The 2,223-nt window shown below is 67.4% G+C and carries 4 protein-coding genes; all 4 read right to left on the bottom strand.

What is annotated here, in order from left to right; genetic code table 11:
* Window positions 1–238 precede the first annotated feature (238 nt).
* Window positions 239–442, bottom strand: coding sequence for a DUF6900 domain-containing protein (locus tag BMW66_RS19785; RefSeq protein WP_093120882.1), 204 nt, complete (start codon window positions 440–442; stop codon window positions 239–241).
* A gap of 105 nt (window positions 443–547) precedes the next feature.
* The gene (locus BMW66_RS19780; protein WP_093120881.1) at window positions 548–901 is read right to left on the bottom strand and encodes a bacteriophage spanin2 family protein; all 354 of its coding nucleotides are present in this window, start codon (window positions 899–901) and stop codon (window positions 548–550) included.
* A gap of 1 nt (window position 902) precedes the next feature.
* Window positions 903–1,634, bottom strand: coding sequence for an NlpC/P60 family protein (locus BMW66_RS19775; RefSeq protein WP_175483343.1), 732 nt, complete (start codon window positions 1,632–1,634; stop codon window positions 903–905).
* A 127-nt stretch (window positions 1,635–1,761) separates the two neighbouring features.
* A complete protein-coding gene (locus tag BMW66_RS19770) occupies window positions 1,762–2,136 on the bottom strand; it encodes a hypothetical protein (protein ID WP_093120879.1) in 375 nt (124 codons plus the stop codon).
* Between the last annotated feature and the right edge of the window lie 87 nt (window positions 2,137–2,223).

The following is a 2,223-nucleotide window of genomic DNA, read 5'->3' as shown; positions in this document are numbered from 1 at the left end:
CCCGAGCCACGGGGCAACAGGTGCGGCAGCCCGCACATTTCTCATTGTCGTCATGGATGATTCCCGAATAGAAAACGCCCGCTCTCGCGAGAGTCGGGCGACATTTTCTATTGGTGATGTCGGTGCAGCCTCCTTCGAACCGTGGCTGCATGGGTAACGGTGTTGGCGCACCGAAGCCCCCCGCCCGACGGGCGAGGGGAATTTCTATGTTTTATGCAGGGCCCTGTGAAGCCTCCGATTAACCTTCAGCGATCTGCGCAGGATCTCGGGGCGCGTTCCCTGCCCGCCGCCCGGCTTCGAACGCCGCCTCGAGCGCGGCGCGAATGCCCCAGACGGACACCTCCGTGAAATCCAGCGCATCGCGATTGCGGGTCTCCAGCGTCTCCACGAAGAGGTGCTCCCGGGCGACCGCCTCGAACATCTGGGTAGTATCTCTGGCCATGTCATCTCTCCTTTCGTGACGGACAGATGGGACAGGTGCCCCGGACATGAAGTCCCTCTTGATTGCTTTCTCGCGGCCGGTTCGGTCATGTCATTGCTATCGCCATCACCCGCCCCGCGCCTGCCGCAGCCCGGCCACGATCTGCCCCGGCCAGCGCAGCGGGCTGTCGAGAAACAGCGCGATGGCGAAGGCGACGATCAGCCAGGCGGGATATTCCTGCACCACCACGGTCTCGACCCGCTCCGCCTTCACTCGGCTGTCATCGCTCGACTGGACGATCCGCCGGGCCTTCGGGCGCACCAGCTTCTGCTCGGTCACATTGGTCTGACCGAGGGTTTGCGCGTTCGTCTTGCCCACCTGGACATTGGCCGCCACCTTCGGCCCGCCCCCGGTCAGCAGCGCGAGCGGCCCGTCGCAGCCGGTAAGCGTGAGCAGGATCAGAACCGCGAGGATCCGCATCTCACGCCTCGTTTACGCTCAGCACCGCGCCGGAAGCGTCGTATCGCGGCAGCGCCCGCTGATGCGCGGTCGGCCAACTGCGCGGCCAGCGCAGCGCCAGAAGCCGGCTTTCGGCCATCCAGCTGTCGCGCACCTCGTCGCCCTGATTGCCGCCGCGCACGAGATAGCGCCGACGATCGGGATCACGGCCGATGGCAAACCCGACATGGCCGCCCTTGCCTCGGGAGAAGACGATGATGGCGCCATAGACATGGCCGCAGCGGATCCCGAGATCCGCGAAGTTGCGCGCCCAATAGGGGTTGCGCGCGAGCTTCGGCGGAAACGGCTCCTCGGGCAGCGCCTTGCGCAGCGCCGTGGCTGCCGCATCGCCGCACCAAGGCAGCTGCGCCGGGTCCCCGAGCGTGGCCCCGTCCGAGCGCAACCAGTCGCGTAGGGCCGCGTTGTCGCGCACCTCATGCAACCCGAGGTATTTCGAGATCTCCACCAGCCAGGGCGGCTCCGGCGCGGACTCCGGCCCGACCCGGTCCGGCGCCGGCTCATCCACCGCATCGCGCAACCTTGAGAGCGTGATCGGCCCGATATAGGGCCGCGCCCGGAGTCCCTCGGCCCGCTTGAAGGCCACGATGGCCGCCCGGGTCTTCGGCCCCGCAATCCCGTCGATGGCGCCCGAATAATGGCCGAGCGAGGCCAGCGCGCGCTGCAACCAGCGCACGTCATAACTCTGCGATGTCATTGGCTTGCCCTCTAGGTAAACAGCTTCGGAAGCAGAACGCAGATCAGAACGACGGCCAGCAGCCCCCATCCCCAGGCGCGCAGCTCCTCGCGGATGAGCCGGATCCGCCGGTCCCTGTCGTTACGGCTCATTTCCCGCGCTCCCCGCGCAGCCGCGCGGCCTGCGCCTCCATCAGCGCGACCATCAGCTTGGCCAGGCTCATACCGGCCAGCCCCGCCAGAAACCCGCTGGTGAGATAGAGCTCCGGCCCCTCGGTCAGTTTCAGGCCGGCCATGCGCAGCAGAGCGAGCACGACAGGGCCGAGATACTGCGCGGCCACGGCCCCCGACAGGACGGCCACCACGCCGTCGCGCAGGCGCCGCCGCTCCTGCATCAGCCATCGGTAGAGCCCGCCTGCCGCCCCGGCGATCAGGGCGCGGCCCGCCTCGCCGGTCAGCCATGTGACAATTCCGGACGCCGCAACCAACGCCCGATCCCAGAGGGTCGGATCTTTCATATCCATGATGTCGCTCTTTTTTGCTGCTCAGAAGTCTTCGGCCGAGGCGTCGAACGCCGCCAGCCGGGCGGTGATTTCCGCCACATCGGCGGC

The sequence above is a fragment of the Salinihabitans flavidus genome (genome assembly GCF_900110425.1).
Classification (GTDB): Bacteria; Pseudomonadota; Alphaproteobacteria; order Rhodobacterales; family Rhodobacteraceae; genus Salinihabitans; species Salinihabitans flavidus.
The sequence above is the reverse complement of the archived record's forward strand: the minus strand, read 5'-3'. Positions and strand labels throughout refer to the sequence as shown.